17 protein-coding genes are annotated in these 23,991 nt (G+C 71.2%); 14 read left to right on the top strand and 3 right to left on the bottom strand.

The genetic code is table 11. From position 1 onward, the window contains the following. Positions 1 to 52 precede the first annotated feature (52 nt). From AB0J12_RS24940 to AB0J12_RS24925, 4 genes are all read left to right on the top strand, one after another. Positions 53 to 334 carry an acylphosphatase gene (locus AB0J12_RS24940; protein WP_363266604.1) on the top strand — a complete coding sequence of 94 codons (282 nt, stop codon included), beginning with the start codon at positions 53 to 55 and terminating at the stop codon, positions 332 to 334. 379 nt (positions 335 to 713) lie between these two features. Then, positions 714 to 917, top strand: coding sequence for a hypothetical protein (locus AB0J12_RS24935; RefSeq protein WP_363266603.1), 204 nt, complete (start codon positions 714 to 716; stop codon positions 915 to 917). A 240-nt stretch (positions 918 to 1,157) separates the two neighbouring features. After that, a complete protein-coding gene (smc, locus tag AB0J12_RS24930; RefSeq protein ID WP_363266602.1) occupies positions 1,158 to 4,778 on the top strand; it encodes a chromosome segregation protein SMC in 3,621 nt (1,206 codons plus the stop codon). A 240-nt stretch (positions 4,779 to 5,018) separates the two neighbouring features. Then, positions 5,019 to 6,437 (top strand): sugar porter family MFS transporter, encoded by a 1,419-nt coding sequence (locus AB0J12_RS24925; RefSeq protein ID WP_363266601.1) that lies wholly within the window; start codon positions 5,019 to 5,021, stop codon positions 6,435 to 6,437. Between the two features lie 431 nt (positions 6,438 to 6,868). On the opposite strand, the gene AB0J12_RS24920 is transcribed toward AB0J12_RS24925, so the two are convergent. Continuing rightward, positions 6,869 to 8,317, bottom strand: a complete 1,449-nt coding sequence (locus AB0J12_RS24920; protein ID WP_363266600.1) for a cytosine permease — start codon at positions 8,315 to 8,317, stop codon at positions 6,869 to 6,871. A gap of 173 nt (positions 8,318 to 8,490) precedes the next feature. Here AB0J12_RS24920 and ftsY point away from each other — a divergent pair, with 173 nt between their 5' ends. Beyond that, on the top strand, positions 8,491 to 9,699 hold the full coding sequence (ftsY, locus tag AB0J12_RS24915; RefSeq protein ID WP_363266599.1) for a signal recognition particle-docking protein FtsY: 1,209 nt from the start codon (positions 8,491 to 8,493) through the stop codon (positions 9,697 to 9,699). A gap of 390 nt (positions 9,700 to 10,089) precedes the next feature. Here ftsY and AB0J12_RS24910 read toward each other — a convergent pair whose 3' ends face one another. Next, positions 10,090 to 10,770 carry a bifunctional DNA primase/polymerase gene (locus tag AB0J12_RS24910; protein WP_363266598.1) on the bottom strand — a complete coding sequence of 227 codons (681 nt, stop codon included), beginning with the start codon at positions 10,768 to 10,770 and terminating at the stop codon, positions 10,090 to 10,092. Positions 10,771 to 11,230: 460 nt separating this feature from the next. Between AB0J12_RS24910 and AB0J12_RS24905 the strand changes: the two genes are divergently transcribed. From AB0J12_RS24905 to ftsH, 6 genes are all read left to right on the top strand, one after another. Continuing rightward, complete coding sequence (locus AB0J12_RS24905) at positions 11,231 to 12,718, top strand: hypothetical protein (RefSeq protein ID WP_363266642.1); 1,488 nt, start codon at positions 11,231 to 11,233, stop codon at positions 12,716 to 12,718. Between the two features lie 292 nt (positions 12,719 to 13,010). Further along, complete coding sequence (locus AB0J12_RS24900) at positions 13,011 to 14,360, top strand: ammonium transporter (protein ID WP_363266597.1); 1,350 nt, start codon at positions 13,011 to 13,013, stop codon at positions 14,358 to 14,360. Beyond that, positions 14,357 to 14,695: a P-II family nitrogen regulator gene (locus AB0J12_RS24895; protein WP_363266596.1), complete on the top strand. Its 339-nt coding sequence runs from the start codon at positions 14,357 to 14,359 to the stop codon at positions 14,693 to 14,695. Before AB0J12_RS24900 ends, AB0J12_RS24895 begins: the two co-directional genes overlap by 4 nt. Positions 14,696 to 14,720: 25 nt before the next feature. Then, positions 14,721 to 17,165: a [protein-PII] uridylyltransferase gene (locus tag AB0J12_RS24890; RefSeq protein WP_363266595.1), complete on the top strand. Its 2,445-nt coding sequence runs from the start codon at positions 14,721 to 14,723 to the stop codon at positions 17,163 to 17,165. A gap of 218 nt (positions 17,166 to 17,383) precedes the next feature. Beyond that, a complete protein-coding gene (ffh, locus tag AB0J12_RS24885) occupies positions 17,384 to 18,937 on the top strand; it encodes a signal recognition particle protein (protein WP_363266594.1) in 1,554 nt (517 codons plus the stop codon). A 102-nt stretch (positions 18,938 to 19,039) separates the two neighbouring features. Further along, complete coding sequence (gene ftsH / locus AB0J12_RS24880) at positions 19,040 to 20,974, top strand: ATP-dependent zinc metalloprotease FtsH (protein ID WP_363266593.1); 1,935 nt, start codon at positions 19,040 to 19,042, stop codon at positions 20,972 to 20,974. 7 nt (positions 20,975 to 20,981) lie between these two features. Here ftsH and AB0J12_RS24875 read toward each other — a convergent pair whose 3' ends face one another. Then, on the bottom strand, positions 20,982 to 21,827 hold the full coding sequence (locus AB0J12_RS24875; RefSeq protein ID WP_363266592.1) for an SAM-dependent methyltransferase: 846 nt from the start codon (positions 21,825 to 21,827) through the stop codon (positions 20,982 to 20,984). Positions 21,828 to 22,391: 564 nt separating this feature from the next. Between AB0J12_RS24875 and AB0J12_RS24870 the strand changes: the two genes are divergently transcribed. From AB0J12_RS24870 to AB0J12_RS24860, 3 genes are all read left to right on the top strand, one after another. Next, complete coding sequence (locus tag AB0J12_RS24870; RefSeq protein WP_363266591.1) at positions 22,392 to 22,988, top strand: hypothetical protein; 597 nt, start codon at positions 22,392 to 22,394, stop codon at positions 22,986 to 22,988. 334 nt (positions 22,989 to 23,322) lie between these two features. Then, positions 23,323 to 23,742 carry a 30S ribosomal protein S16 gene (rpsP, locus tag AB0J12_RS24865; protein WP_363266590.1) on the top strand — a complete coding sequence of 140 codons (420 nt, stop codon included), beginning with the start codon at positions 23,323 to 23,325 and terminating at the stop codon, positions 23,740 to 23,742. Between the two features lie 2 nt (positions 23,743 to 23,744). After that, entirely contained in the window at positions 23,745 to 23,984 is a 240-nt protein-coding gene (locus AB0J12_RS24860) for an RNA-binding protein (protein WP_005479813.1), read from the top strand. Positions 23,985 to 23,991 lie beyond the last annotated feature (7 nt).

Raw genomic sequence — 23,991 nt, 5'->3', positions numbered from 1 at the left:
GGCGTCAGGGGAGGAAGTGTCCCGAGTGACATTGGCCGGTTAGGTTGCACCCATGAGCGAGGATGTACGACTGGTCGCCTGGGTACGTGGAAGCGTGCAAGGTGTGGGTTTTCGCTGGTTCACGCGGGCCAAGGCGCTCGAGATCGGCGGCCTGAGTGGTTTTGCTCTCAATTTGGCCGACGGCCGCGTCCAGGTGGTCGCGGAGGGCTCCCGCCCGGGCTGCGAGGGCCTGCTCGAGTGGCTCCGCGGCGGCGACACGCCGGGGCGCGTCGAAGGCGTCACCGAGATCTGGGACACACCCCGCGGCGGCTACGACGGCTTCGCCATCCGCTGACCCCCGGCCCCCGGCCAGTCCCAGGGCGCGCCGACGGGCGCCGCACGCCCCCTCGCTCCGTGGAAACCGGCAGGTCGTTGCGGAGAAGGGCTTGCGATGGCGGGCTCCGCACGCAAGGATGATCGCCACGCCCCGAGGGGCCCGCAGGAGTCGCAGCGCTGGCGCTTTCGCGCCGCGTGCCCCGGGTCGTCCTCCCATACGGGGCGTGATCGTGTTGACCGTCAAACTTTTTGGTGAGACGCTGAAAGCCCGCGCACCTTAGCTGTTTGGCATGGCTGAACGGCAGCACAACTGCAGGCCCGCCAGGCAGCCGCGGGTGCGAATCCCTCACGACCCACCACCGCTTCGGTCGGTCACTCAGTGTGGAGGACCATCCATCATGGCAAAGGCGCTTCTCGGTTACGTCGGCGGCTCCGACCCGCGACTCCTCGCCGAGATGCGACGGCTCCAGCAGCGCGTCCAGGACCTCGAATCCGAGCTCGGACGGATCCAGGCCGAGAAGGACGCTCTGCAGGCTGCCGCTTCTCACGACAGGATCATGGAGAGCGTTGACGCACACCAGGCGGAGCCTGCGCTCACCTGATCGCTGCCCGCTCCACAACAGCACAGGCAGTGGTTGGGCTCTCCGTCATAACCGCTTCAGTGTCAGAAGTGCAAGGGACGCCTCGGCGTCCCTTCTTTCTTTTCCCCGGCGTCTTTCTTTCCCCCGTGCATCCTTTCACCCTCTTCAACGTCTGATGTGCCCTGCGCGTTCAACAGTGAAACCGCGGGTAGCCCCGTGGTTCATAGAGTGAGACAACCCCGGAAGGTAGAGTCCGACGGCGTGCACCTCAAGGCCCTGACGCTCCGCGGGTTCAAGTCGTTCGCCTCGGCGACCACGCTCCGCTTCGAACCGGGGATCACCTGTGTCGTCGGCCCCAACGGCTCCGGCAAGTCCAACGTCGTGGACGCGCTCAGCTGGGTCATGGGCGAACAGGGCGCCAAGTCGCTGCGCGGCGGCAAGATGGAGGACGTCATCTTCGCCGGCACCACCGGCCGCCCGCCGCTCGGCCGCGCCGAGGTGTCGCTCACCATCGACAACTCCGACGGCGCGCTGCCCATCGAATACGCCGAGGTCACCATCACGCGGATCATGTTCCGCAACGGCGGCAGCGAGTACCAGATCAACGGCGACACCTGCCGCCTGCTCGACATCCAGGAACTGCTCTCCGACTCCGGCATCGGCCGCGAGATGCACGTCATCGTCGGCCAGGGCCAGCTCGACTCCGTCCTGCACGCCGACCCGATGGGCCGCCGCGCCTTCATCGAGGAGGCCGCGGGCGTCCTGAAGCACCGCAAGCGCAAGGAAAAGGCACTGCGCAAGCTGGACGCGATGCAGGCCAACCTCGCCCGCGTCCAGGACCTCACCGACGAACTGCGCCGCCAGCTCAAACCGCTCGGCCGCCAGGCCGCCGTCGCCCGCCGGGCCGCCGTCATCCAGGCCGACCTCCGCGACGCCCGCCTGCGCCTGCTCGCCGACGACCTGGTACGCCTGCGCCGGGCCCTGCAGACCGAGATCGCCGACGAGGCCGCGCTCAAGGCCCGCAAGGACGCCGCCGAGCAGGACCTGAAGAAGGCCCAGCAGCGCGAGGCCCTGCTGGAGGACGAGGTACGGCAGCTCGCCCCACGCCTCCAGCGCGCCCAGCAGACCTGGTACGAGCTCTCCCAGCTCGCCGAGCGCGTCCGCGGCACGATCTCCCTCGCCGACGCCCGCGTCAAGAGCGCCACCTCCGCCCCGCCCGAGGAGCGGCGCGGCCGCGACCCGGAGGACATGGAGCGCGAGGCCGCCCGCATCCGCGAGCAGGAGGCCGAGCTGACGGCCGCCCTCGAGGCCGCCGAACGGGCCCTGGAGGACACCGTCGCCCACCGCGCCGAGCTGGAGCGGGAGCTCGCCCAGGAGGAGCGGCGCCTGAAGGACGTCGCCCGCGCCATCGCCGACCGCCGCGAGGGCCTCGCGCGGCTGCGCGGCCAGGTCGGCGCCGCGCGCTCGCGCGCCGCGTCCGCGCAGGCCGAGATCGACCGCCTGGCCGCCGCCCGCGACGAGGCACAAGAACGCGCCGTCACCGCGCAGGAGGAGTACGAGGCGCTCCAGGCCGAGGTCGACGGCCTCGACGCCGGCGACGAGGAACTGGCCGCACGACACGAGACGGCCAAGCGACAGCTCGCCGAGGCGGAAACGGCGCTGGGCGCCGCCCGCGAGGCCCTCACCGGCGCCGAACGCAGCCGCGCCGCGACCCAGGCCCGCCACGAGGCCCTGGCGCTCGGCCTGCGCCGCAAGGACGGCACCGGCATACTGCTCGGCGCCCGCGACCGCCTGAAGGGAGTCCTCGGACCGGCGGCAGAACTGCTGACGGTGGAGCCGGGCTACGAGGTGGCCCTGGCCGCGGCCTTCGGAGCAGCCGCAGACGCGATCGCCGTCGAAACCCCGGCCGCTGCGGCAGAGGCGATCCGGCTGCTGCGCAAGCAGGACGGAGGAAGGGCGGCACTGCTGCTGGCAGGGGCGCCGGAAGCGCCCCCAAGGGGCGCGGGGAACAGCGCGACCAGCCACGACGCACCGGCAGACGCCCGACGACCAGCCACCGTCCACCCCGCGATGCGCCCCGCCGCAGACCTGGTCCGCGGCCCCACCGACCTCATGCCCGCGGTCCGCCGCCTCCTGCAAGGACTCGTGGTCGTCGGCACCTTGCAGGACGCCGAGGACCTGGTGTACGCGCACCCCGAGCTGACCGCCGTCACCGCCGAGGGCGACCTGCTGGGCGCCCACTTCGCCCACGGCGGCTCCGCCGGCGCCCCGAGCCTTTTGGAGGTGCAGGCCTCCGTCGACGAGGCCGCCGCCGAACTCGCGGAGCTGGCGGTGCGGTGTGAGGAGCTGGCCGAGGAGCAGCGGGTGGCGGCTGAACGGCGTGACGACGCCGTCGGTCTCGTAGAAGAACTCGGTGAAAGCCGCCGGGCCGCAGACCGGGAGAAATCAGCCGTGGCGCAGCAGCTCGGGCGGCTCGCCGGGCAGGCCCGCGCGGCGGCCGGCGAGGCCGAGCGGTCCACCGCGGCCGCGGCCCGCGCGCAGGAGGCGCTGGAGCAGGCCGTCCAGGACGCGGAGGAGCTGGCGGAACGGCTCCTCGTCGCCGAGGAGACCCCCGTCGACGACGAGCCGGACACCTCCGTGCGCGACCGGCTGGCCGCCGACGGGGCCAACGCCCGCCAGACCGAGATGGAGGCCCGCCTGCAGGTCCGCACCCATGAGGAACGCGTGAAGGGCCTGGCCGGACGCGCCGACTCCCTGGACCGGGCCGCCCGCGCGGAACGCGAGGCACGCGCGCGTGCCGAGCAGCGCCGCGCCCGGCTGCGCCACGAGGCGGCCGTCGCCCAGGCCGTCGCCGCGGGGGCCCGCCAGCTGCTCGCGCACATCGAGGTGTCCCTCGCCCGGGCCGAGCGGGAACGGTCCGCCGCGGAGGCCGCCAAGGCCGCCCGCGAGCAGGAGCTGACCGCCGCCCGCCTCGCCGGACGCGAACTGAAGTCCGAACTCGACAAGTTGACGGATTCAGTCCACCGCGGCGAGGTACTCGGCGCCGAGAAGCGGCTGCGTATCGAGCAGCTGGAGACCAAGGCGCTGGAGGAACTGGGTGTCGAACCGGAGGGGCTGGTCGCCGAGTACGGGCCCGACCAGCCCGTGCCGCCCTCGCCCCCCGCCGACGGTGAAGAGCTGCCGGACACGTCATCCGACAGCGGCTCCGCCGCAGGGGACCAGCCGCGCCCCTTCGTCCGCGCCGAGCAGGAGAAACGTCTGAAGGCCGCCGAGCGCGCCTACCAGCAGCTCGGCAAGATCAATCCGCTCGCGCTGGAGGAGTTCGCCGCGCTGGAGGCCCGGCACCAGTTCCTCAGCGAGCAGCTGGAGGACCTGAAGAAGACGCGCGCCGACCTGCTCCAGGTCGTCAAGGAGGTCGACGAACGGGTCGAGCAGGTCTTCACGGAGGCCTACCGGGACACGGCCCGCGAGTTCGAGGGCGTCTTCAGCCGCCTCTTCCCGGGCGGCGAGGGCCGCCTGGTGCTGACCGACCCCGACAACATGCTCACCACGGGCGTGGACGTCGAGGCCCGCCCGCCGGGCAAGAAGGTCAAGCGGCTCTCCCTGCTCTCGGGCGGCGAACGGTCGCTGACCGCCGTGGCCCTGCTCGTGTCGATCTTCAAGGCGCGGCCGAGTCCGTTCTACGTCATGGACGAGGTCGAGGCGGCGCTGGACGACACCAACCTCCAGCGGCTGATCCGGATCATGCAGGAGCTGCAGGAGGCCTCGCAGCTGATCGTGATCACGCACCAGAAGCGGACGATGGAGATCGCGGACGCGCTGTACGGCGTCTCCATGCAGGGCGACGGCGTCTCGAAGGTCATCTCGCAGCGCCTGCGCTAGGGGACCTACGGGCTCGGGTGTTCAAGATCATCTGACTGGACGTTCATTTATTGAACACAACGACCCTCGGCTTATCTACAAACTCACAGCCGTTGAAGTATTGACTTCGAAACTTGAAGGCATAGTCTCTGCAACGTTGCTTTTACCTTCAGGTGTGAGCGGCGTACCCGTATGCGCCACTGGAAGCCTGGAAGGGCAGACCCCCACCCGGCAGCGTTGCCGGTGGCCCGAGGAGTACACGTGACCAGCACAGCGCAGGCACCCCAGTCAGGAGCCCGTACGGCTCATCCCGATCATCTCGGGCATGTCATCTTCATCGCGGCAGCCGCCGCGATGGGCGGCTTCCTCTTCGGTTACGACAGCTCCGTCATCAACGGCGCCGTCGAGGCCATCCGGAGTCGCTACGACATCGGCTCCGCCGCGCTGGCCCAGGTCATCGCGATCGCCCTGATCGGCTGTGCCATCGGTGCCGCCACCGCCGGCCGGATAGCCGACCGCATCGGCCGTATCCGCTGTATGCAGATCGCCGCGGTCCTCTTCACGATCAGCGCCGTGGGCTCGGCCCTGCCCTTCGCCCTGTGGGACCTCGCTTTCTGGCGCATCGTCGGCGGCTTCGCCATCGGCATGGCCTCCGTGATCGGCCCGGCCTACATCGCCGAGGTCGCCCCGCCCGCCTACCGCGGCCGCCTCGGCTCCTTCCAGCAGGCCGCGATCGTCATCGGCATCGCCGTCTCCCAGCTGGTCAACTGGGGCCTGCTCAACGCCGCCGGCGGTGACCAGCGCGGCAAGCTGATGGGCCTGGAGGCCTGGCAGGTCATGCTCGGTGTCATGGTCGTCCCGGCCGTCCTGTACGGCATGCTCTCCTTCGCCATCCCCGAGTCGCCGCGCTTCCTGATCTCCGTCGGCAAGCGGGAGCGCGCCAAGGAGATCCTCGCCGAGGTCGAGGGCAAGAACGTCGACTTCAACGCCCGGGTCGACGAGATCGAGCTGGCGATGAAGAGCGAGCACAAGTCCTCCTTCAAGGACCTGCTCGGTGGCGGCTTCTTCTTCAAGCCGATCGTCTGGATCGGCATCGGCCTGTCGGTCTTCCAGCAGTTCGTCGGCATCAACGTCGCGTTCTACTACTCCTCCACCCTGTGGCAGTCGGTGGGCGTCGACCCGTCGGACTCGTTCTTCTACTCCTTCACGACGTCGATCATCAACATCGTCGGCACCGTGATCGCGATGATCTTCGTCGACCGCGTCGGCCGCAAGCCGCTCGCGCTCATCGGCTCGGTCGGCATGGTCGTCGGCCTGGCGCTCGAGGCCTGGGCGTTCAGCTACGACCTGGTCGACGGCAAGCTGCCGAGCACCCAGGGCTGGGTCGCCCTGATCGCCGCCCACATCTTCGTGCTCTTCTTCGCCCTGTCCTGGGGTGTGGTCGTCTGGGTCTTCCTCGGCGAGATGTTCCCGAACAAGCTCCGCGCCGCCGCGCTGGGCGTGGCCGCCGCCGCGCAGTGGATCGCCAACTGGGCCATCACCGCGAGCTTCCCGTCGCTGGCCGACTGGAACCTCTCCGGCACGTACGTGATCTACACGGTCTTCGCCGCGCTCTCCATCCCGTTCGTCCTGAAGTACGTCAAGGAGACGAAGGGCAAGACGCTGGAGGAGATGGGCTGACGCCCTCCCGAACTCGAGGAGACGGGCCAAGTCCCCGCTGCCCTCTCCTCGATCCGTCCGCCGCCCCCACCCGGCCACTGCCCGGGTGGGGGCGGCGGTGTCTTTGCGCTCCGGTGGGTCGGGTGCGGGTTTCGTTGTGGCTGGTCGCGCAGTTCCCCGCGCCCCTTTTTGTGCCTGCGGCGGCCCGTTGCGGTGCGTGGTGGGTCGGGGCCGGGGTGGGGGGTGTCCGTCCTCGGTCCGGCTGCCCGCATCTCAGAAGGGCACCGTTGCCCGGTGCCGGCCGCTGCGGGCGGACACCCCCACCCCCCGGCGGGTGGGGGGTGGGGGGTGTCGCTGCTTCCGTCGCACGCGGGTGCGGGTCGGTGATGGGTACGAAGAAGCCCCCTCCGGCAGGGCTTCGCCGCTGGAGGGGGCTTGCGGGGGGTGGGCGGTCAGACGGTGACGCTCTCGCGCTCCTCGGCCGTCTCCGTCGCCGCCGGCCGGACGACCGCCGGCTTGGGCAGGGCCAGGTAGAGGAGGCCGGAGATCACGATGGTGGCGACCCAGCCGAGGCCGTACTCGCCGATGACGTTGTTCTTCGCGAGCGGGCCGGTGAACCAGTCCGACGTGGTGAACATCAGGCCGCCGGCGAGACCCACCGCCCAAGAGACGACCGCGGCGGGGGAGAAGCCGCCCCGGTACCAGTACGCGCTGCTGCGCGTGGTGTCGGCCATGGCCGCGCCGTCGTACTCCGTGCGCCGCAGCATGTCCGCGCCGAAGACACCGACCCACGCCGAGAAGGCGACGGCGAGCAGGGACAGGAAAGCAATGAAGGAGCCCATGAAGCTGGTCGCCACCAGCATCAGCACGCCGCCGAAGATCAGCGAGATCACGGCGTTCACGGACACCGCCCAGTGGCGCGGCACCTTGAAGCCGAGGGTCTGCGCGGTGAAGCCCGCCGAGTACATCGACATGGAGTTGATCAGCAGCATGCCGATCAGCGCGATCAGCAGATACGGCACGGCGATCCAGGTGGGCAGGATCTCGCCGAGGAAGGACACCGGGTCGGACGCCGAGGCCAGGTCCGGAGTGGACACCGCCATCACCGCGCCCATCAGCACCATCGGCAGGACGACGATGCCGGCGCCGCCGACCGACGTACCGACGATCGCCTTCGAGGACGCCGTACGCGGCAGGTAGCGGGTGAAGTCCGGAGCGGACGGGATCCAGCTGACGCCGCCGGCCGCGATCATGCCGATGCCGGTGATCACCGCGGCCGTGGAACCGGCCGAGTGCTCCATGACCTTCGACCAGTCGGTGTTGACGGCCAGATAGACCAGCACCAGCACCGAGAAAGCACCGAACAGATAGGTCGCGTACTTGTTGCACTTCTGCACGGCGTTGATGCCGAGCCCGGAGATCGCGAAGGTGGCGACGACGAACAGCAGCAGCATGACCATGTCGAGCACGCTGTTCGCGCCGATGCCGAGCACGATGTCCAGGATGGTGAGCATGGCGTAGGCGCCGGTCACCGCGTTGATCGTTTCCCAGCCCCAGCGGGCCACCCAGATCAGCGAACCGGGCAGCAGATTGCCGCGCTGCCCGAACACCGCGCGCGACAGCGCCATCCCGGGCGCCCCGCCACGCTTGCCGGCGATGCCGATGAGCCCGACCAGGCCGTACGACACGACGGGCGCGACGGCCGCCACGACGAGCGCCTGCCAGATGTTCAGGTGGTACGCCACGACGAGGCTCGCACCCATCGTCAGCAGCAGCACGCTGATGTTGGCGCCCACCCAGGTGGGGAACAGCTCGCGGGGCTTGGCGGTGCGCTCGTTGTCGGGCACCTGTTCGATGCCGCGGGTTTCGAGAGCGCCTTCGGTCTCGGCGGTCTTACTCATGGGAAGAGGGAGCCTCAAAGGTGGGGGACAGGGCGATGTCGGGACTCTACGCGCGTTGACGGAGGTACCACCATCGTACTTTGGTCCGACTCCTGCCCTCCAGTGGCGTTTGTCTCTCAGAGGAAGCCACAAGACCGCTCCGGCGGACCCCCATGGCTGATACTGGACGGGTTATGGAAACCGTCATCCTTGCTGTAGTCATCGCCGTGGTCGCGATCGTCGCGCTCGGCGGGCTCGTGGTCGGCAGCCGACGGAAGAAGTCGCTGCCCCCGCCGCCCCCCGCCGCGCCCGACATCACCGCTCCTCCGGCCGAGCCGCACGTCGGCGACGAGGCCGAGACGCCGCGGGAGGAACCGCGGCGCACCATCGAGGAGGTGGATCTTCCAGGCGGCCGGGCTCCCGTCGCCGTGGAGGAGCCGCCGGCCGAAGTCGTCGAGGCTCCCGAGATCGAGATCCCGGAGCCCACCGCGGGACGCCTGGTCCGCCTGCGCGCCCGCCTTTCCCGCTCCCAGAACGCCCTGGGCAAGGGCCTGCTCACCCTGCTCTCCCGTGAACACCTCGACGAGGACACGTGGGAGGAGATCGAGGACACGCTGCTCACCGCCGACGTCGGCGTGCAGCCCACGCAGGAGCTCGTCGAGCGCCTGCGCGAACGCGTCAAGGTGCTCGGCACCCGCACGCCGGAGGAGCTGCGCGGCCTGCTGCGCGAGGAGCTGCTCACGCTCGTCGGCCCGGACATGGACCGCGAGGTCAAGACCGAGCCGGTCACCAGCAAGCCGGGCATCGTGATGGTCGTCGGCGTCAACGGCACCGGCAAGACCACCACCACCGGCAAGCTGGCCCGCGTCCTGGTGGCCGACGGCCGCAGTGTCGTCCTCGGCGCCGCAGACACCTTCCGCGCCGCCGCCGCCGACCAGCTCCAGACCTGGGGCGAGCGGGTCGGCGCCCACACCGTGCGCGGGCCGGAGGCCGGCGACCCCGCCTCCGTCGCCTTCGACGCGGTGAAGGAGGGCAAGGAGATGGGCGCGGACGTCGTGCTCATCGACACCGCGGGCCGGCTGCACACCAAGACCGGTCTCATGGACGAGCTGGGCAAGGTCAAGCGGGTCGTGGAGAAGCACGCCCCGCTGGACGAGGTGCTGCTGGTCCTCGACGCCACGACCGGTCAGAACGGCCTCGTCCAGGCCCGTGTCTTCGCGGAGGTCGTCGACATCACCGGCATCGTCCTGACCAAGCTGGACGGTACGGCCAAGGGCGGCATCGTGATCGCGGTCCAGCGGGAGCTGGGCGTACCGGTCAAGCTGGTCGGCCTCGGCGAGGGCGCGGACGACCTGGCCCCCTTCGAGCCGGGCGCCTTCGTGGACGCCCTCCTCGGCGACTAGCGACTCCGTCGTCCACGCGAATCACCACCCACCCCCGGCACGGATCTCCGGCCGGGGGTGGGCTGTGTTTCGTGCTCGCAGCTACGCAGGACGGCGGCCCGAAGCCGCGCGCGCCACGGCGTTGCTGCACCCGCGTACGGCGGGAAGGGGACGGGGTGGGGGGTGTCCGCCCGCAGCGGCCGGCACCGGGCAAGGGTGCCCTAGTCGGAAAACGGGCGGCCGGACCGAGGACGGACACCCCCCACCCCGGCCCCGATCTCCAACGCACCGCAGGCGCTACGGCAACCGGCCACCGGACAGCAACGGGCCGCCGCAGGCCCATAAGGGGCGCGGGGAACTGCGCGACCAGCCACAACGCACCCGCAGACGACCACCGACCACCGAACCCCGTTACCCCAAAGCCCCCCGCGACCGATGCGCCGCATAGGCAAGCGTCCCCAGTACCAACCGCGCCCCCGCCGGCCGGGTAGCCGAATCCAGCGCCGGCGGCCGCAGCCACCGCGCCGCCCCCATCCCGCCCCGATCCGACGGCGGAGCCGTGACGTACGTCCCGGCCCCCAGCCCCAGAAGATCAAGCCCCGGATCGTCCCATCCCATCCGGTACAGCGCCCGCGGCAGATCGGCCGCCGCCCCCGGCGCCACGAAGAACTGCGCCCGCCCCTGAGGGGTCACCGCGACCGGCCCCAGCGGCACCCCCATCCGCTCCAGCCGCACGAGCGCCCGCCGCCCCGCCGCCTCCGAGACCTCCAGCACGTCGAACGCCCGCCCGACCGGCAGCATCACCGACGCGCCCGGCACCTCCGCCCACGCCGCGGTCACCTCGTCCAGCGTCGCCCCCGCCCGCACCTCGGCCGCGAACGGCAGCGGATGCGCTCCCGGCGCCGGGCAGTCGCCGCGCCCGCACGAGCACACGCCCGCCATCGCCCGAGCGCCCGGCACGACGTCCCAGCCCCACAGACCGGTGAACTCCGCCACCGCGGTGCACTCCGACGAGCGGCCGCGCCGCCGAGAGGCGGACCGCATGTCGCGGATGTCACGGATGCCCCGACTGCTGCCGATCGTGAAGCCCATGCCCCCTCCAACGGGTCCGACGTACCGGTGGTTACGAAGTGGTGGTTACCAAGAACACTCAACCCGCTACGGAGCGTGTCCTCGACCCTGCTGCGGACGGCGTCCGGAAGTGCCCGCGGTGGTGCGTCCTGCGACACGCGCCCCTGGATGCATCCGTGCGCTCACTCCCAGCTGTCCTATGTCAAGTGAATCGCGGGAACGCCACCGTGAGTTCATTCGAAGGGGTGGCGAATGGTGGCGTTTACGCTTTCGCCATGGCCGGACCGGTGATCGTGGGATTACTTTGAGTGCACGCTACCGGCGGGCACATGCGCTCGTGGGTATGCCGGAGGCAACTCGGTTTTCCGTTCGAAGGGTGAGAACCGCCGGACGGAGGCCCCGAGAACCGGCATTCTGATAGGGCTTGGCGCAGCGGCGCGGCAAGGCGCGGCACGAGGTCGTGAGGGATGGGGGCGTTCCAGTGGGCGGCAACGGCGGTGGCGGGACGAACGCTGAGAAGCGCCCCAACGAGCTGCTCGGGTCCTGGTTCGTGCGCAGCGGCTGGTCGAAGGGCGAGCTCGCCCGCCAGGTGAACCGCCGCGCCCGTCAGCTGGGCGCCAACCACATCTCCACCGACACCTCCCGGATCCGCCGCTGGCTGGACGGCGAGAACCCCCGCGAGCCCATCCCCCGGATCTTGTCCGAGCTGTTCTCCGAGCGCTTCGGCTGCGTCGTCTCCATCGAGGACCTCGGCCTGCGCACCGTGCGCCCCTCGCCGTCCGCCACGGGCGTCGACCTGCCCTGGACGGGCCCGCAGACCGTCGCCCTGCTCGGCGAGTTCTCGCGCAGCGACCTGATGCTGGCCCGGCGCGGCTTCCTCGGCAGCTCGCTGGGCCTGGCCGCCGGCCCGGCCCTCATCGAGCCGATGCAGCGCTGGCTGGTGCCCACACCGGTGCTGCCCGGCCAGCGCCGGGAGGCCGACCCGCAGACCATCCCCACCAGCCGCGCCCGCGGCCGGCTCTCCAAGCCGGAACTGGACCTGCTGGAGACCACGACCGTGATGTTCCGGCAGTGGGACGCCCAGTGCGGCGGCGGCCTGCGCCGCAAGGCGGTCGTCGGCCAGCTGCACGAGGTCACCGACCTGCTCCAGGAACCCCAGCCCGAGGCCACGACCCGACGCCTGTTCAAGGTCGCCGCCGAGCTGGCCGAGCTGGCCGGCTGGATGTCGTACGACGTGGGGCTGCAGCCGACCGCCCAGAAGTACTTCGTCCTCGCGCTGCACGCCGCCAAGGAGGCCGGCGACAAGCCGCTCGGCTCCTACATCCTCTCCAGCATGAGCCGGCAGATGATCCACCTCGGCCGGCCCGAGGACGCCCTGGAGCTCATCCACCTCGCCCAGTACGGCAGCCGCGACTGCGCGAGCCCCCGCACCCAGGCGATGCTGTATGCGATGGAGGCCCGCGCCTACGCCAACATGAGCCAGCCCGGCAAGTGCAAGCGGGCCGTCCGCATGGCCGAGGACACCTTCGCCGACGCCGACGACTGGGACGAGCCGGACCCCGACTGGATCCGCTTCTTCTCCGAGGCCGAGCTGTACGGCGAGAACAGCCACTCCTTCCGCGACCTCGCCTACGTCGCCGGCCGCAGCCCCGCCTACGCCTCCCTGGCCGAGCCGCTGATGCAGCGGGCCGTGGAGCTGTTCGCCGAGGACAGCGAGCACCAGCGGTCGTATGCGCTGAACCTCATCGGCATGGCCACCGTCCACCTGCTGCGCCGCGACCCCGAGCAGAGCACGGTCTACGCCGGGCAGGCCATGCGGATCGCCCGGAAGGTGCGCTCCGAGCGGGTCAACACCCGGATCCGCAAGACCGTCGACACCGCGGCCCGCGACTTCGGCGACCTCGCCGAGATCGTCGACCTCACCGACAAGCTCGCCGCCGAGCTGCCGGAGGCCGCCGAGGCGGTCTGACCCCACCCGTTCCACCCACTGAACCCCGGCCGCGGCCGGCCCTCCCGAACTGCCCGACTCGGCTCCCCCGCCAGGTCATCGGAGGGCCGCCCGTGGCCGGTCCCGTTCCCCCCGCAATTCATCGGGGCGTAACACGCCGGGCGCCTTCGTCACCCCGGCGAAACAACGCGGGCCGTCCACCGAAACGGCACTGCGTCAATCTCGTCGCCATAACCGGCCCACCCCTCATTCCGCTGAGGCATTCCGCTCAGGCTTCGCCCGCACGGGGCCGTACAACGACGAGGAGACGCCGATGGCACCAGCAGCCATCATGCTCGCGGCGGACGCACCCAAACTGTCGTCCGCCAACACCGGCTTCATGCTCATCTGTTCCGCCCTGGTGATGCTCATGACCCCGGGCCTGGCCTTCTTCTACGGAGGCATGGTCCGCGTCAAGAGCACCCTGAACATGCTGATGATGAGCTTCATCAGCCTCGGGATCGTCACCATCCTGTGGGTGCTCTACGGCTTCTCCCTCGCCTTCGGCACGGACTCCGGCAGCCTCATCGGATGGAACTCCGACTGGCTGGGCCTGAGCAACATCGGGCTGACCGAGCTGTGGGACGGCTACTCCATCCCCGTCTTCGTCTTCTGCATGTTCCAGCTGATGTTCGCGATCATCACGCCCGCCCTGATCAGCGGCGCGCTCGCCGACCGCGTGAAGTTCAGCGCGTGGGCGCTGTTCATCACGCTCTGGGTGACGATCGTGTACTTCCCCGTGGCGCACTGGGTCTGGGGCGCGGGCGGCTGGGCGTACGAACTGGGCGTCATCGACTTCGCCGGCGGTACGGCCGTACACATCAACGCCGGTGCCGCGGCGCTCGGCGTGATCCTCGTCATCGGCAAGCGCGTCGGCTTCAAGAAGGACCCGATGCGTCCGCACAGCCTGCCGCTGGTCATGCTGGGCGCGGGACTGCTGTGGTTCGGCTGGTTCGGCTTCAACGCCGGCTCCTGGCTCGGCAACGACGACGGCGTGGGCGCGCTGATGTTCGTGAACACGCAGGTCGCCACCGGTGCCGCCATGCTGGCCTGGCTGATCTACGAGAAGATCCGGCACGGCGCGTTCACCACGCTGGGCGCCGCCTCCGGCGCGGTCGCCGGCCTGGTCGCCATCACGCCCTCCGGCGGCGCGGTCTCGCCGCTCGGCGCGATCGCCGTCGGCGCCATCGCCGGTGTGCTGTGCGCGATGGCCGTCGGCCTGAAGTACCGGTTCAACTACGACGACTCCCTCGATGTCGTCGGCGTCCACCTGGTCGGCGGAATCGCGGGCTCCCTGCTCATCGGCTTCTTCGCCACCGGCAAGGGCCAGTCCGCCGCGACCGGCGTCTTCTACGGCGACCACTCCTTCACCCAGCTGTGGAAGCAGTGCGCCGGTGTCGGCGCCGTCCTCGCCTACTCCCTCATCGTCTCCGCGATCCTCGCCTTCGTCCTCGACAAGACGATCGGCATGCGGGTCACCGAGGACGAGGAGGTCCTCGGCATCGACCAGAGCGAGCACGCCGAGACCGCGTACGACTTCAGCGGCGCCGGTGGCGGAGCCGCCCGCACCAGCGCCGTACCGGCCGCCGTGGCCGAGGCCGGGACCCGAAAGGTGGACGCATGAAGCTCATCACCGCCGTCGTCAAGCCGCACCGGCTCGACGAGATCAAGGAGGCCCTGCAGGCCTTCGGAGTCCAGGGCCTGACGGTCACCGAGGCCAGCGGCTACGGTCGGCAGCGGGGGCACACCGAGGTCTACCGCGGCGCCGAGTACACCGTCGACCTGGTTCCCAAGATCCGTATCGAGGTGCTGGTCGAGGACGACGAGGCCGAGCAGCTGATCGAGGTCGTCGTGAAGGCGGCCCGTACCGGCAAGATCGGTGACGGCAAGGTCTGGTCGATCCCGGTCGACACGGCCGTCCGGGTCCGCACCGGCGAGCGCGGCCCCGACGCGCTCTGACCGCTTGACGAACAGGAGTCGCTGGGTGACGACGACCAACGCGCGCTACGAAGCAGAGGACCCCGGCCCCAGCGGCTACGCGGCGGCCCGGCTGCACCTCCTCACCGAGGGGGAGCAGTCCGGGCCGCCGCGCCGTGCGGCCCTGTCCCGGCTCACGGACGACTGGCTCGCGCAGCTGTTCGCGGCGGGCGCCGGTGAGCTGCGAGGGGTGTCGCTGGTCGCCGTCGGCGGGTACGGGCGCGGTGAGCTGTCCCCGCGCAGCGACCTCGACCTGCTTCTGCTGCACGACGGCGCCGACCCCAAGGCGGTGGCCGCCCTCGCCGACCGCCTCTGGTACCCGGTGTGGGACCTCGGCCTCGCCCTCGACCACTCCGTGCGCACCCCGGCCGAGGCCCGCAAGACGGCTGGGGAGGACCTGAAGGTGCAGCTGGGCCTGCTGGACGCCCGCCACCTCGCCGGCGACCTCGCCCTGACCGCCTCGCTGCGCACCGCCGTCCTCGCCGACTGGCGCAACCAGGCCCCGAGGCGCCTGCCCGAACTCCAGGAACTGTGCGCCGAACGGGCCGAACGCCACGGCGAGCTGCAGTACCTGCTGGAACCGGACCTCAAGGAGGCCCGGGGCGGCCTCAGGGACGCCACCGCCCTGCGCGCGGTCGCCGCGTCCTGGCTCGCCGACGCGCCCCGCGAGGGACTCGACGACGCCCGCCGCCGCCTCCTCGACGTCCGCGACGCCCTGCACCTGACGACCGGCCGGGCCACCGACCGGCTCTCCTTGCAGGAACAGGACCAGGTCGCCGCCGGCCTCGGCCTGCTCGACGCCGACGCCCTGCTGCGGCAGGTCTACGAGGCGGCCCGGGTCATCTCGTACGCCAGTGACGTCACCTGGCGCGAGGTGAGCCGCGTGCTGCGCTCCCGCGCGGTGCGCCCCCGCCTGCGCGCCATCCTGGGCGGTGGCAAACCGGTCGCCGAGCGCTCGCCGCTGGCCGAGGGCGTCGTCGAACAGGACGGCGAGGTGGTGCTCGCCCGTGCCGCGCGCCCCGAACGCGACCCCGTGCTCCCCCTGCGCGCCGCGGCCGCCGCCGCCCAGGCAGGCCTGCCGCTGTCGCTGCACGCCGTGCGCCGGATGGCCGCCACCGCACGCCCGCTGCCGGCGCCCTGGCCCGCCGAGGCGCGGGAACAGCTGGTCACGCTGCTCGGCTCCGGGCGCCCCACGGTGGAGGTGTGGGAGGCGCTGGAGGCAGAGAGGCTGATCACCCGGCTGCTGCCCGACTGGGAGCGGGTGCGCTGCCGGCCGCAGCGCAACGCCGTCCATGTGTGGACCGTCGACCGGCACCTGATCGAGACGGCCGTGCGCGCCTCGGAGTTCACCCGCCGGGTCGGCCGGCCCGACCTGCTGCTGGTCGCGGCCCTGCTGCACGACATCGGCAAGGGCTGGCCCGGCGACCACTCGGTGGCCGGGGAGATCATCGCCCGTGACGTCGCCGCGCGGATCGGCTTCGACCGCGCCGACGTCGCCGTACTCGCCGCCCTCGTCCGCCACCACCTGCTGCTGGTCGAGACGGCCACCCGGCGAGACCTGGACGATCCGGCCACCGTGCGGCTGGTCGCCGAGGCGGTCGGCACGCCGTCCACGCTGGAGCTGCTGCACGCCCTGACCGAGGCGGACGCGCTGGCCACCGGCCCGGCCGCCTGGTCCTCCTGGCGCGGCTCGCTCGTCGCGGACCTGGTACGGCGGGTGTCGGCCGTGCTCGCCGGCGACGCGCCGGACGAACCCGAGCCGGCCGCGCCCACCGCCGAGCAGGAACGGCTCGGGCTGGAGGCGACCGCCACCGGCGGCCCCGTGCTGGCGCTGCGCGCACAGCCGGAGCCGCCCGGCGAGGAGCCGTCCGGCGATCCCGAGCCGCTCGGCGTGGAGCTGCTCATCGCCGTACCCGACCAGCCGGGCGTGCTGCCCGCGGTGGCCGGTGTCCTCGCCGTGCACCGGCTCACCGTGCGCACCGCCGAGCTGCGCGCGCTGGACCTGCCGGACGGCGTGGACGGCTCGGTGCTGCTGCTGGACTGGCGGGTGGCGGCCGAGTACGGCTCCCTGCCGCAGGCCACCCGGCTGCGCGCCGACCTCGTCCGCGCGCTGGACGGCTCGCTGGACATCGCCTCCCGTCTCGCGGAACGCGACGCGGCCTATCCGCGCCGACGCGGCGTCGTCCCGCCCCCGCCCCGGGTGACCGTCCACCCGGCCGCCTCCCACCTCGCCACGGTGATCGAGGTCCGCGCCCAGGACGCCCCGGGCCTGCTGTTCCGCATCGGGCGGGCGCTGGAGGACGCGGGGGTGCGGATGCGGAGTGCGCACGTGAGCACGTTGGGCTCCAACGCGGTGGACGCCTTCTACGTGACGGACGAGGAGGGGGCACCACTGCCTGAGGATGCAGCGTCGTCGGTGGCGCGGAAGCTGGAAGAGGCGCTGAAAGAGTGACCTGCACGGCGCCTCTGCGTTGATCGGGGCATGGTCCCCGCCGACGCGGGGATGGTCCGGCGTCGACGGCGTTCGCGCCCAGCGTCGACACATGGTCCCCGCCGCTGCGGGGGGTGCCGTCCCCGTCCGCGATGCAGCAGGCGGGGACGATTGTCTTGCGGAGCCGGATACCCTGGAAGACGCTCATACTGCCCCCGACTCCGAGGACCGACGCCGCCGTGTTCGATACTCTCTCCGATCGCCTCTCAGCGACCTTCAAGAATCTGCGCGGCAAGGGGCGTTTGAGTGAGGCGGACATCGACGCCACCGCGCGCGAGATCCGCATCGCGCTCCTCGAAGCCGACGTGGCCCTGCCCGTCGTCCGGACGTTCATCAAGAACGTCAAGGAGCGCGCCCTCGGCGCCGAGGTCTCCCGGGCGCTGAACCCGGCCCAGCAGGTTCTCAAGATCGTCAACGACGAGCTCGTGACGATCCTGGGCGGCGAGACCCGGCGTCTGCGCTTCGCCAAGCAGCCGCCGACCGTGATCATGCTGGCCGGTCTCCAGGGTGCCGGTAAGACCACCCTCGCGGGCAAGCTCGGCCGGTGGCTCAAGGAGCAGGGCCACTCCCCGCTGCTGGTCGCCTGTGACCTCCAGCGTCCCAACGCCGTCAACCAGCTGAGCGTCGTCGCCGAACGCGCCGGCGTCGCGGTGTACGCGCCGGAGCCGGGCAACGGCGTCGGCGACCCGGTCAAGGTCGCCAAGGACTCCATCGAGTTCGCCAAGTCCAAGGTCCACGACATCGTCATCGTGGACACCGCCGGCCGCCTGGGCATCGACCAGGAGATGATGCAGCAGGCCGCGGACATCCGGGACGCGGTCCGCCCCGACGAGATCCTGTTCGTCGTCGACGCGATGATCGGTCAGGACGCCGTCAACACCGCCGAGGCCTTCCGCGACGGCGTCGGTTTCGACGGCGTGGTGCTCTCCAAGCTCGACGGCGATGCCCGTGGTGGTGCCGCCCTGTCGATCCGGCAGATCACCGGCAAGCCGATCATGTTCGCGTCGAACGGCGAGAAGCTCGACGAGTTCGACGCCTTCCACCCCGACCGGATGGCCTCCCGCATCCTCGACATGGGTGACCTGCTCACCCTGATCGAACAGGCCGAGAAGACGTTCAGCCAGGAAGAGGCCGCCAAGATGGCCTCCAAGCTGGCGTCGAAGAAGGGCCAGGACTTCACCCTGGACGACTTCCTGGCCCAGATGGAGCAGGTCAGGAAGATGGGCAGCATCAGCAAGCTGCTCGGCATGCTGCCCGGCATGGGCCAGATCAAGGACCAGATCAACAACATCGACGAGCGGGACGTCGACCGCATGGCGGCGATCATCAAGTCGATGACCCCGGCCGAGCGTCAGGACCCGACGATCATCAACGGCTCCCGCCGCGCCCGTGTCGCCAAGGGTGCCGGTGTCGAGGTCAGCGCGGTGAAGGGGCTCGTCGAGCGGTTCTTCGAGGCCCGCAAGATGATGTCCCGCATGGCGCAGGGCGGCGGCATGCCCGGCATGCCGGGGATCCCGGGCATGGGCGGCGGCCCCGGCCGGCAGAAGAAGCAGCAGAAGAAGGCCAAGGGCAAGCAGCGCTCCGGCAACCCGATGAAGCGCAAGCAGCAGGAGCAGGAGGAGGCCGCCCGCCGCGCGGCCGCCGCCGAGAACGGCGGCGCCTTCGGCCTGCCGGGCCAGCAGGCCGGCCAGGACTTCGAGCTGCCGGACGAGTTCAAGAAGTTCATGGGCTGACCGGCCCGCCGTACGTCCGCCGGGGGCGCCCTTCGCGAGAGGGGCGCCCCCGGTGTCGTACACCCGCATGCTTGTGCGGCTTTCCTGTCGTAACGTCCGGTTATGGCCAACCCTGCCCCGCCGCGGAAGTCACCCGACCAGCCCTGGCGTACCGAGGGCACCCCCGAGGAGCCGGCGAAACCGCCCTCCGGCGGGCGGCGGATGGGCGGGGGCTGGTGGCGGCTGATCGTCGCCGCGCTGATCGTGTACCTGATCGCCAACCTCATCCTGTCCTTCCAGGACGAGGCGACCGAGCCGACGATCTCCTACACCGAGTTCAGCAAGCAGGTCGACGCCGGCAACGTCAGCAAGATCTACGCCAAGGGCGACGCGATCCAGGGCCAGCTGAGGAAGGCCAAGGACAACCCCGAGGGCTCCGGCACCTACACCAAGTTCAAGACGGAGCGCCCGACCTTCGCCGACGACAAGATCTGGGAGTCCCTGACCAAGCACAACGTCACGGTCACCGCGGAGCCCGTCGTCCAGCACCGCAGTTTTCTCGCCAACCTGCTGATCTCGCTGGCGCCGATGCTGCTGCTCATCGCCGTGTGGGTGTTCATCGCCCGGCGGATGCGCGCGGGGCTCGGCGGGGCCGGCGGCATGCTGGGCCGCAAGGCGCCGCCCAAACCGGTCGAGCTGGAGCCCGGGCAGCCGCGCACCACCTTCGCGGACGTGGCCGGCATCGACGAGGTCGCGGGCGAACTCAACGACGTCGTGGACTTCCTGAGGAACCCCGACGCCTACCGCCGCATGGGCGCAAAGATGCCGCGCGGCGTACTGCTCGCGGGACCGCCCGGCACCGGCAAGACGCTGCTCGCGCGGGCCGTCGCCGGGGAAGCGGGGGTGCCGTTCTTCTCCGCGTCCGCCTCCGAGTTCATCGAGATGATCGTCGGCGTCGGCGCCTCCCGGGTGCGCGAGCTGTTCGCGGAGGCCCGCAAGGTCGCCCCGTCGATCATCTTCATCGACGAGATCGACACCATCGGCCGGGCCCGCGGCGGCGGCGCGAGCGTCGGCGGGCACGACGAGCGCGAGCAGACTCTCAACCAGATCCTGACCGAAATGGACGGCTTCTCCGGCTCGGAGGGTGTCGTCGTCGCCGCCACCAACCGCGCCGACGTCCTCGACCCGGCGCTCACCCGCCCCGGCCGCTTCGACCGGATCGTCCAGGTCTCGCCCCCGGACCGGGGCGGCCGCGAGGCCATCCTGCGCATCCACACCCGTGAGATCCCGCTCGCCGGCGACGTCGACCTCGCCCAGGTCGCCAGGACCACCCCGGGCATGACGGGCGCCGAACTCGCCAACCTCGCCAACGAGGCCGCCCTGCTCGCCGTCAAGCGCGGCCGGCAGCAGGTCACCCGGTCCGACCTGTCCGACGCCCTGGAGAAGGTGCAGCTCGGCGCGGAACGCGCCCTCGTCATGCCGTACGAGGAGCGGCGGCGCACCGCCTACCACGAGAGCGGGCACGCGCTGCTCGGCATGCTGCAGCCGGGCGCCGACCCGGTCCGCAAGATCACCATCGTGCCGCGCGGCCGGGCCCTCGGCGTCACGCTGTCCACGCCGGACGCGGACAAGTACGCCTACACCGAGGAGTACCTGCGCGGCCGGATCATCGGCGCCCTCGGCGGCATGGCGGCCGAGCATGTGGTCTACGACGTGATCACCACCGGGTCGGAGAGCGACCTGGAGCAGGTCACCCGCATCGCCCGCGGGATGGTCTCCCGGTGGGGCATGAGCGAACGCGTCGGCCGCCTCTCGGCGCTGCCGAACGACGCCCAGCAGGCCTACGGCCTCGCCGCCGCCCCGCAGACCCTCGACGCGATCGACGAGGAGATGCGCCGGGTCGTCGACGAGTGCTACGAGGAGGCGTGCCGCAAGCTGCGCGACCACCGCGGGCAGCTGGACGCGCTGGCCGAGGCGCTGCTGGAGCGCGAGACGCTGGAGGAGGCCGACGCCTACCGCATCGCGGGCATTTCGCGGCTGACCAAGGACGAGTCCTGAGGGCAGCTCACGGCACGCGGGCTATCAGGTAGCGGAAGACGTTCGGCATCCACACGGTGCCGTCGGCCCGCCGGTGCGGGTGCAGCGCCTCGGTCAGCTCCTTGTCGACCTGCTCCTGGCCGGCGACCGCGATCGCCGCGTCGAACAGCCCGGTCGACAGCAGACCGCGCCCCGCGCTGTCCACGTCGGCGTACCCGAAGGGGCAGGCCACACGTCCGGAACCGTCAGGGCGCAGTCCGGCCCGCTGGGCGACCTCCTCCAGGTCGTCGCGCAGGGCCGGGCGCCAGCTGCCCGGGCTGCGCAGCGGATCGGCCAGCTTCCCCGCCACCCGCAGCACGGAGGAGGTGGCGCACCGCTCCGGCGGCCCCCAGCCGGCCAGCACCACGGGGGTGCCGCGCTCGGCGACCGTCACCGCCCCGGCGAGCAGTTCGGCGAGACCGTCGGAATCGCCGGCCGTGCACCCGATGGGCTCGAACGCCGTCACCAGCGTGTACGACGGGGCCGCCCGCCGCGGGGTCTCCCGCACCAGCCGCGCGCCGCCACGCGCGCGTGCCCCGGGTGCCTCCGGCTGCAGCCGCTCGCGGGCGAGGGCCAGCCGTTCCGCGGAGTGGCACTCGACGCCAGTGACCTCCGCGCCACGCACCGCCGCCATCAGCAGGGCCAGGCCGGAGCCGCAGCCCAGGCCCAGCAGGCGGGTGCCGGGCCCCACTTCCAGTCGCTCGTAGACGCTCTCGTAGAGCGGAACCAGCATCCGCTCCTGGATCTCCGACCAGTCACGCGCGCGTGCACACAGGTCCACGCGGGGTGTCGAGCCCACCTGGGGGAGGTGCTGCCGCACGAGCGTAGGTGTCATAGGTACGCGCCCCAATCCGCCGAGAGAAAAGCCGTGTGCCCGTCTCGCTGGAGTTGCCGGTCCTGCATGGCCCCCGTGCAGTGCGCTCGCACTGACCCCCGTATGCCAGGAAACTCCCGCCTCGGCGGTGCGTCCAGTGGAAAGCGAGCGCGGTTTGAGAGTTGGCTGTCGGACTGGCTGGATTTCACCTGCGCGCAACGTGGCCCGAACAATGTCCCGCCGACGGCGGCCGGGGCGGTGCCGGGGGAGTGCGACCGACCCGGTAACGTCCCCGTCGTCTCATGCGCTGACGAAGGTGACGGGACTCGCCGCGCGCGTGACCGAAACGGCCCTTGCGCACCGGCGAAACCCGTGGAGCGTCCCGCGTCGACATGATCTACGCGTAGGTACGTACGTACGCCTACGTCGGTCTACGCACCACCTTGTTATGAGCTGTGCGGCATTTCCGCAGATCAGCGCACCCGTCCTCGTCAGGGCGCATCAGTGGCAACTGACGGGTACGTGCAAATTATTTGGGATGCCCCGGAATCGGAACACAGCGGCACCCCGGCTCGTTGTCATTACGTGAGCACGACACAGACACCACCTGTTCTCGCCGCCGAGCTGGCGCAGGCGTGGGCCGACATTCAGCGGTACCACCCCGAGCTGCCGGACCTCGCCGCGCCGGAGTCACTGATCGGGGAGTCGTCGTCCGCGTGCGGGCACGAGCTCTCCTTCGAGCGACTGCTGCACGAAGCAGTCCATGGCATCGCCGCCGCGCGCGGCGTGCGCGACACGTCCCGGGCCGGGCGCTACCACAACCGCAGATTCCTTGCGATCGCCGAGGAACTGGGCCTGGACCACGCCGAGGAGCCGCATCCCAGCAGCGGCTTCTCGCTGGTCACGCTCAGTCCCGAGGCGAAGCGGCGCTACCGGCCCACCATCGAGCGTCTCCAGCGGGCCCTCAAGGCCCACTCGGCGGCGACCTCCTCGGGCGCCACCCGCGCCTTCCGGGGCCCGGCCGCGCGGCACGGGTCCTCGGGCGGCGGCGTCCGCGTCAAGGCGGTGTGCGACTGCGGCCGCAACGTCCGGGTCGTCCCGTCGGTCCTGGCCCAGGCACCGATCGTCTGCGGCGGCTGCGGCAAGCCGTTCCGCATCCCGGAGGTCGTGGGAGCGGCGTAACCGGGGCCGCGCGTACCGGCATCTCGTGGGTGCCGGAGCGGTCGAACAGAGGTGGGGTGCCGCCGGCCGGGGCCGGCCGGCGGCACCCCGTCACGCCGGGTTGCGCACCCGACGGCGTCACGGCGGCGCCGGGTGCCTCTCAAGCGTGCCCACGACAAGCAACCCTCGGCCGGAAGCGCCCCGCCGCGTGTGGCACAATGGCTAGCTGTACTCGACAGTCGCACAGGACCCCTCTCTCCTCCGGCTGACGCGTCCATCGGGCACTCGGGTACCGCAACCCCACGCGGCTCTCTCGCCGTGCCCAACCACGTCAAATTCAGGAGAACCCACTCCCGTGGCAGTCAAGATCAAGCTGAAGCGTCTGGGCAAGATCCGTTCGCCTCACTACCGCATCGTCGTCGCCGACTCCCGTACCCGCCGTGACGGCCGGGCCATCGAGGAGATCGGCAAGTACCACCCGACCTACAACCCGTCGGTCATGGAGGTGGACGCCGAGCGTGTGGCGTACTGGCTCTCCGTCGGCGCTCAGCCGACCGAGCCCGTGCTCGCCATCCTGAAGAAGACCGGCGACTGGCAGAAGTTCAAGGGCGAGCCCGCTCCGGCTCCGCTGCTCGTCGCCGAGCCGAAGCCCGCGCGCCCGTCGTTCGAGGCCATCGGCGGCGACGACGACAGCAAGGGTGAGGCGATCACCCAGAAGAAGAAGGCTGAGAAGAAGGACGAGGCTGCGGCTGAGTCCGAGTCGACCGAGGCCTGAGCATGCTCGAGGAGGCTCTCGAGCACCTCGTGAAGGGCATCGTCGACAACCCTGACGATGTGCAGGTGGCCTCGCGCGACCTGCGCCGCGGACGTGTGCTCGAGGTCCGGGTCCACCCGGACGACCTCGGCAAGGTCATCGGCCGTAACGGCCGTACCGCACGCGCTCTGCGCACCGTCGTGGGCGCCATCGGCGGCCGCGGTGTCCGTGTCGACCTCGTCGACGTGGACCACGTCCGCTGACGCTGTG

Origin of the sequence: Streptomyces sp. NPDC049915 (genome assembly GCF_040656475.1) — a bacterium.
Taxonomy (GTDB): Bacteria; Actinomycetota; Actinomycetes; order Streptomycetales; family Streptomycetaceae; genus Streptomyces.
This window is presented reverse-complemented; position numbering and strand designations above follow the sequence as displayed.